Source organism: Mycobacterium sp. 852002-10029_SCH5224772, assembly GCF_001667315.1.
Taxonomy (GTDB): domain Bacteria; phylum Actinomycetota; class Actinomycetes; order Mycobacteriales; family Mycobacteriaceae; genus Mycobacterium.
In genome coordinates, this window is sequence record NZ_LZHT01000026.1 from 1 (window position 1) to 8,636 (window position 8,636).

Sequence of the window (8,636 nt, forward strand, 5' to 3'; positions counted from 1 at the left end):
TCGCTGGACGCCGGCCTGCCGCCGTCGGGGGTGTGGACCCAGTGCCACTCGTATGCCTTCGACGTCTCGGTGTGGGAAATTTTCGGCGCGCTGCTGCGCGGCGGGCGGCTGGTCGTGGTTCCCGAAGACGTCACGCGTTCACCCGAAGAGTTCCACGACGTGCTGGCCGACGAGGAAGTCAGCGTGTTGACCCAGACCCCGTCGGCCGTGGCGATGCTGTCGCCGGAGGGGCTTGCGGCGGTGTCGCTGGTGGTGGTGGGCGAGGCTTGCCCGGCCGAGGTCGTCGATCGGTGGGCGCCGGGGCGCGTGATGGTCAACGCCTACGGCCCGACCGAGACGACCATGTGCGTGGCGATCAGCGCACCACTGACGGCGGGGTCCGGGACGCCGCCGATCGGCTCTCCGGTGCGCGGGGCGGCGCTGTTCGTGCTCGACGGCTGGCTGCGCCCCGTGCCGCCGGGCGTCGTCGGCGAGTTATATGTCGCCGGCGCCGGGGTGACCGGCGGATACATCGGCCGGAGCGGGCTGACCGCGTCACGGTTCGTGGCCTGCCCGTTCGGCGGCCCCGGCGCGCGGATGTACCGCACCGGCGACCTGGCGTGTTGGGGCGTCTCACGATCCGGTGAAGGCCAGCTGCACTACCTGGGCCGCGGCGACGAACAGGTAAAGATCCGCGGCTACCGCATCGAACTCGGCGAAGTCCAGGCCGCGCTGGCCGCGCTCGACGGCGTCGACCAGGCCGTGGTGATCGCCCGCGAGGACCGCCCCGGCGCCTTGCGTCTGGTCGGTTACGTGACCGGGATCGCCGACCCGGTCGAGGCGCGCGCCGCGCTGGCGGACCGGTTGCCGGGCTACATGGTCCCGGCGGCCGTGGTCGGGCTCGACGCGCTGCCGCTGACACCCAACGGCAAACTCGACACCCGCGCGCTGCCGGCGCCCGAATACACCACGGGCGAGTACCGCGCCCCGGGCAACGCCGTCGAGGAGATCCTGGCCGGCATCTACGCCGAGGTGCTCGGGGTGCAGCGGGTCGGTGTCGACGAGTCCTTCTTCGAGCTGGGCGGCGACAGCATCTTGTCGCTGCAGGTGGTGGCGCGGGCCCGCGCGGCGGGCCTGACCTGCCGGCCGCGCGACGTGTTCGTCGAGCAGACCGTGGCCCGGCTGGCCCGGGTGGCCGGCGTGAGCGGTGGGGCAGCGGAGGTGGTCGACGAGGGCGTCGGCCAGGTACTCGCCACCCCGATCATGCGGTGGCTGCAGGACGCGGAAAAGGCCGGCCCGGTCGATCAGTTCAACCAGACCGTGATGGTGCAGGCCCCCGCGGGGGTGAGTGTCGACGACGTCTCAATCATGTTGCAGGCCTTGGTGGATCGGCATGCGATGCTTCGGCTGCGCGTCGATCACGACGACGCCGGCGGCTGGTCGTTCCACATCCCCGAACCCGGTTCGGTGCGGGCCGACGACTGCCTGCAATCGGTGGACGCATTGTCCGATGAGACGCTGCTGGCGGCCCGCTCGCGGTTGAACCCGGCCGCCGGGACGATGCTCAGCGCGTTGTGGGTCGAGACCACCGGCCAGTTGACGGTGATCATCCACCACCTGGCCGTTGACGCGGTGTCGTGGTGGATCCTGTTGGAAGACCTCAACATTGCCTGGGCGCTGCACAGCGCCGGACAGCCGGCGGAGCTGGCGGCGGCGGGGACGTCGTTTGCCCGCTGGGCGACACTGTTGAACGAGTACGCGCGCCACCCCGACGTGGTCGGCCAGCTCGATACCTGGAAGCGGGTGACGGCGACCCCCGCCGCGCTGCCCGCGGCGCGTCCCGACGTGGACACGTACGCCAGCGCCGGGCGCTTGTCGGTCGAACTGGACGCCGCGACGACCGGGATGCTGCTCGGCGAGGTCCCGACGGCTTTCCACGCCGGGATCCAGGACATCCTGTTGATCGCCTTCGGTCTGGCGTGGGCGGAATTCCTGGGTGACACCGGAGCCCCGATCGGCATCGACGTCGAGGCTCATGGGCGCCACGAGGAACTCGGCGCCGACACCGATCTGTCCCGGACCGTGGGATGGTTCACCACCAAGTACCCGGTCTGTTTGAACGTGGCGGGCCCGGTTGGCGGGTTGCGCTGGGCGCAGGTGGTTTCCGGCGACGCGGCGTTGGGCCCGATCATCAAACACGCCAAGGAGCAGCTGCGCGCGCTGCCCGAGCCGCTGACCTACGGGCTGCTGCGTTATCTGAACACCGACGTCGATCTCGCCGGACCGGACCCGGCCATCGCGTTCAACTACCTGGGACGTCAAGGCGCAGCGTCGGATTCGTCGGGCGAGGGGTGGCGCATCAGCCAGGACGGCCTGTCTTTGATCGGCGCCGCCGCGGCCGTACCCATGCCGCTGATGCACACCGTCGAGCTCAACGCCGGCACCATCGACACCGGCGCCGGCCCGCACCTGCACGCCGAATGGACTTGGGCGCCATCGGCTCTCGACGCCGCGCAGATCACCCGGTTGAGCAGGCTATGGTTCGACGCACTGGCCGGCGTCTGCGCGCACGTGCGCTCCGGTGGCGGCGGGCTGACCCCGTCGGACATCACCCCGGCCCGCCTGACCCAGCAGCAGATCGACGAGTTGGCGGCCCAGCACCACATCGCCGACATCTTGCCGTTGACCCCGCTGCAGCAGGGACTGCTGTTTCACTCCAGCACCGCGCAGGCCGGCGACGACATGTACGCGGTCCAGCTCGATTTCACCCTCACCGGCCCGCTTGACCCCGACCGGCTGCGCGATGCGGTGCACACCGTCGTCAACCGTCACCCCCACCTGGCGGCCCTGTTCTGCGAGCAGTTCGACGAGCCCGTGCAGATCATCCCGGCCGATCCCGTCGTCCAGTGGCGGTACCTCGAGCTCGACGGCACCGGCGACAGCGACGAGCCGATCGAGCAGCTGTGCGCTGCCGAACGCGCCGCGGTGTGCGACCTCGCCGGGCAGGCGGCGTTCCGGGCCGCGTTGATCCGCACCGCGGACCATCGGTTCCGGTTCGTGCTGACCAATCACCACATCCTGCTCGACGGCTGGTCGCTCCCGATCCTGCTGCGCGAAATCTTCGCCAGCTACTACGGACAGCGGCTGCCCGCCGCCGGTTCCTACCGGGCGTTCCTCACCTGGCTGGCCGACCGGGACCTAGACGCCTCCCGCCAGGCCTGGGGAGAGCTGTTGTCCGGCTTCCAAACTCCCACCCTGGTCGCGCCCGGGGACCGGTTGGGTCAGGGGCGCCGCGGCTTTGAAAAGTCCCGCGTGTCCGCACCGACCACCCGGGCTCTGGGCGAGCTGGCGCGCTCGCATCACACCACGCTGAGCACCGTGCTGCAGGCTGCGTGGGCACTGGTGCTGACCTCGCTGACCGGTCAGCACGACGTCGTCTTCGGCACCCCGCGATCGCGGGTCGGCCAGCTGGAGGTCGACGAGGCGGAATCGATGGTCGGGCTGCTGATCAACACGGTGCCGGTGCGCGCGAACATCACCGCGACGACCACCACCGCGGATCTGCTGGCGCAGTTGCAGAACAGTCACAACGACGCGCTCGAGCACCAGCACCTGGCGCTGAGCGAGATCCATCGCGTCACCGGCCACGACCAGCTTTTCGACACGCTGTTCGTCTACGAGAACTACCCGATCGACAACGGCATGACGCTGGGTGACGACGGGCTGGCCATCGCCGCATTCACCAACCGCGAGTACAACCACTACCCGCTGACGGTGGAGGCCCTGCCCGGCCGCGAACTCGGCCTGCACATCGAATTCGACGCCGACGTGTTCGACGCCGCCGGCATCGCGTCGCTCGTCGAGCGCCTGCAGCGCGTGTTGCTCGCGATGACCGCCGACCCCTTCGGGCGGCTGTCATCAATCGACCTGCTGGACCGCGACGAGCGTGACCTGGTGCTGTCGACGATGGCCGGCGCCGGCGTGGCGGCACCGGTCGGCGTGGCGCCGGAGCTGCTGGCCGCGGCGGTGGCGACCACCCCGGACGCGCCCGCGGTGGTCGACGGCGCGCGGGAATTGTCGTATCGCGAACTCGACGAATGGTCAACGCGGTTGGCGCGCAAGCTGATCGAGGAGGGCGTGGGCCCGGAGCGCGCCGTGGGCGTGGCGATCGACCGGTGCGCCGAGTTGGTGGTCGCTTGGTGGGCCATCGTCAAGGCCGGCGGCATCTATGCGCCGGTAGATCTGGATCATCCCGTCGAGCGCGTCGCCTCGGTGCTCGATGCCGTCGACGCGGTGTGCGTGTTGACGTGCGGCACCGACGACGTCGCCGGCGCCGGGGCGCGCCCGATTGCGCGTATCGACGATCTCGACCTGTCCGGGCGCTCGGCCGAAGAGATCACCGACGCCGATCGGCTCTCGCCGCTGCGCGCCGACGACACCGCCTATCTGATCTTCACGTCGGGTTCGACCGGCGTCCCCAAGGGCGTGGCGGTGGGCCACAGCGGCCTGCTGGGCTGGGCCGCCGCCCAACGCGAGCTGTTCGGTCTGACCGCGGACGCGCGGGTGCTGATGGTCGCCTCGCCCACCTTCGACGCGTCGGTCGGAGAACTGTTGCTGGCCGCGGGATCTGGCGCGGCACTGGTGGTGGCGCCGCCACAGGTGTATGCGGGTGAGGCGCTGAGTGCGCTGCTGCACAGCCAGCGGGTCAGCGCGGCCATCCTGACGCCCACCGTGATTTCGACGCTGGATCGCGCCCGCCTGGATCGCCTGGACACGCTGGTCGCCGTCGGGGAGGCCTGCCTGCCGGAGCTGGTGGACGCCTGGGCCCCGGGCCGCCAGATGTTCAACGGCTACGGCCCGAGCGAGACCACGATCTGGGTCACCTGCGCGCGGTTGGCGGCGGGCGAGCCGGTGCGCATCGGCGCCCCCATTTCCGGCGTGTGCGCGCGCGTCCTCGACGCCTGGCTGAACCCCGTCCCCGTCGGCGTCGTGGGCGAGCTGTACCTGAGCGGACCGGCCCTGGGGCACGGCTATCTGGGCCGGGTGGAACTGACCGCAGAACGGTTCGTCGCCAACCCCTTTGGCACGGCGGGGGAGCGCATGTATCGCACCGGCGACCTGGTGCGCTGGATGCCCGACGGCACCCTGGACTATGTGGGCCGCGCCGACAGCCAGATCAAACTGCGCGGACAGCGCATCGAATTGGGCGAAATCGAAAACACCCTGCTGGCCTGCCCGCAGGTGACCCAGGCGGCCGTCACCGTGCAGGACGGCGCTACCGGCTCGCACCTGGTCGCCTACGTGACGCTCGACCACGCCGCCACCACCGACCGGGACGCTCGGCAAGACGCCGAAGACGTCGAAGAGTGGCAGCACCTCTACGACGACCTGTACGGCGCCGAACTCGCGGCGAACTTCGGTGAGGATTTCCGCGGCTGGAACAGCAGCTACACCGGCGAGCCGATCCCGCTCGAAGAGATGGTCGAATGGCGTTCCGCCACAGTCGATCGCATCATGTCCCTGCAGCCGCGACGGGTCCTGGAGATCGGCGCGGGCTCGGGCCTGCTGCTGTCACAGATCGCCCCCCAGTGCGATCATTATGTCGCCACCGATTTCTCGGCCGTCGCCATCGACAACCTGGCCCGCTCGATGGAGCGGCTGCAGCTGCCGTGGCGCGACCGCGTCGAACTGCTGACCCAACCCGCCCACGTCACCGACGGGCTGCCGCAGGGCCATTTCGACACCATCATCCTGAACTCGGTCGTCCAGTACTTCCCCAACGCGCGTTATCTGGCCGAGGTCATCGACAAGGCCATGGAACTGCTGGCCCCAGGCGGTGCGGTCTTCATCGGTGACGTCCGTAACCACGCCCTGCAGGGCGCCTTCCAAACCGCGATCGCGCTGGCCCGCGGCGACGCCGCCGACGCGGCCGAGATCCGCCAGCGCGTCCGCCACGCCATGCTCGGCGAGACCGAATTACTCCTGGCCCCAGAGTTTTTCACTTCCTGGGCGGGCTTCCGCCCGGAGGCCGTCGGGCTCGACATCCGCGTCAAGCGCGGAATGGCCGACAACGAATTGAACCAGCACCGCTACGACGTCGCGATCCACAAGGCCCCTGCGGCCGTGCGTTCGGTGGCCGACGAGCCCGCCCGGACGTGGGCGCAGTGCGACGGCCTGCGCGGGCTGTACGACACGCTGACCTCGCAGCGTCCCGCCACCGTCCGCGTCACCGACATCCCGCGCGCCGGACTGATTACCGACGTCGGCGTCGAGGCCGCGCTGGCCGAGGGGTTGCCCCTGGCTGACGCGCTGGCCCAGGCCGACGGCGGCCCCGACGCCACCGTCGCCGAAGAGTTGCACCGCCTCGGTGAGAGCGCCGGATATTACGTGGCCGTCACCTGGGGTGCCCAACCCGGCACTCTCAGCGCGGTTTTCATCGCATCCGGCGACCAGGTCGTCCCGGCGCTGACCGATCTCTACCTGCCCCCCGACGGGGCCCGGCGGCGCACCAGCTACGCCAACGACCCCCGCACCAACACCAAGATCGGCGAGGTGCGCGAACGGTTGAGCGCCTGGCTGCCCGAATACATGGTGCCGACACACATCGTTGCGCTCGAGGAATTCCCGATGACGACCTCGGGCAAGCTGGACCGCAAGGCCCTGCCGGCCCCCGATTACCAGGACGCCGATCGGTACCGCGCCCCGGCCACCGCCGTCGAGGAGATCCTGGTCGGCATCTACGCCCAGGTGCTCGGCCTGGAACGGGTGGGTGTCGACGACTCGTTCTTCGATCTGGGTGGGGATTCGCTGTCGGCGATGCGCCTGATCGCCGCGGTGAACACCAGCTTCAACTCCGACCTCGGGGTGCGCGCCGTCTTTGAGGCTCCCACGGCCGCCCAATTGGCGCTCCTCAGCAGCGGAGACGCGGACCGCCCGGAGCCGTTGGTGGCGGGGGAGCGCCCGGCGGTGATCCCGCTGTCCTTCGCGCAGACCCGGCTGTGGTTCATCGACCAGTTCCAGGGCGCCTCACCGATGTACAACATCACCGTGGCGCTGCGGCTGCGCGGGCACCTCGACGCCACCGCCCTGTCCGCGGCACTGGCCGACGTCGTGGGCCGCCACGAAAGCCTGCGCACGGTGTTCGCTTCGGCCGACGGAATTCCGCAGCAGGTGGTGGTTCCCGCCGACCAGATCGGGTTCGCCTGCGACATCATCGACGCCCGCGGATGGCCCGAAGACCGGCTGCGCGAGGCGATGGCCGCCGCCGCCCGATACACCTTCGACCTGTCCAACGAAAGCCCCCTGCACACCGAGCTTTTCACGGTCGGCGACGACGAGCACATGCTGGTGGTGGCCGTGCACCACATCGCCGCCGACGGCTGGTCGATCACCCCGTTCGCGCGTGACCTCGGAATCGCCTACGCCAGCCGGTGCGCGGGGCAGGCCCCCGACTGGGCGCCGCTGGCGGTGCAGTACGTCGACTACACGCTGTGGCAGCGTGCACATCTCGGCGACGTGGACGACGGCGACAGCCGCATCGCCGCCCAGCTGGACTACTGGGCCGACACCCTGGCCGGGCTGCCCGAACGCCTGCAGCTGCCCACCGATCGGCCCTACCCGCAGGTCGCCGACCACCTCGGCGCCCGGCTGGCGGTGGACTGGCCGGCCGAGCTACAGCAACAGGTCCGCCGGGTAGCCCGCGAGCACAACGCCACCAGCTTCATGGTGATCCAGGCCGCCTCCGCCGCGCTGCTCGCCAAGATCAGCGCCAGTACCGATGTGGCCGTGGGCTTCCCGATCGCCGGGCGTCCCGAACCCGCGCTCGACGACCTGATCGGGTTCTTCGTCAACACCTTGGTGCTGCGGGTCGACCTGGCCGAGCTAGGCGGGGATCCGACCTTCGCCGAGCTGCTGGCCCAGGTGCGCCGGCGCAGCCTGGCCGCGTTCGAGCACCAGGACGTGCCGTTCGAACTGCTGGTGGAGCGGCTCAACCCCACCCGCAGCATGGCCCATCATCCGCTCATCCAGGTGCTGTTGGGCTGGGAGAACTTCCCCGGCGAGGTCACGGCCCCCGCCGCCGGGTTGGCGCTGGGTGATCTGCGGGTCACACCAATGCCGTTGCACACCAACACCGCTCGCATGGATTTGACGTTCTCGCTGGCCGAACGCTTCACCGAGTCCGGCCAGCGCGCCGGGATCGCCGTGACGGCGGAATATCGGACGGACGTCTTCAACGCGGACACGGTCGAGGCGATGATCGAGCGGCTGCAGCGGCTGCTGGCGGCGGTCACCGCCGAACCGGAGCGGCGCTTGTCGTCGGTGGATCTGCTGGACACCGCCGAGCACACCCGACTGGCGCGGTGGGGCAACGAGGCGGTGCTGACCGAGCGCATGGAACCGGTGACGGTGGCGGGGCTCTTCACGGCCCAGGCGGCGCGCACCCCGGACGCGGTGGCGCTGACGTTCGGGGACCGGTCGATGACGTACCGGGAGCTCGACGAGGCCGCAAATCGGTTGGCACATGTGCTGGTCGAGGAGGGTGCGGGCCCGGGTGAGTTTGTGGCGCTGCTGTTTTCGCGTTCGGCCGAGGCGATCGTGTCGATCTTGGCGGTGCTCAAGTCCGGGGCGGCGTACCTGCCGATCGACCCCGCGCTGCC

At 70.2% G+C, this 8,636-nt stretch carries 1 protein-coding gene; it reads left to right on the plus strand.

All coding sequences use genetic code 11. The features are described 5' to 3' along the window. Positions 1-8,636, plus strand: an 8,636-nt coding sequence (locus A5775_RS06650; protein WP_156660591.1) for a non-ribosomal peptide synthetase, incomplete at both ends; no start/stop codon positions are given.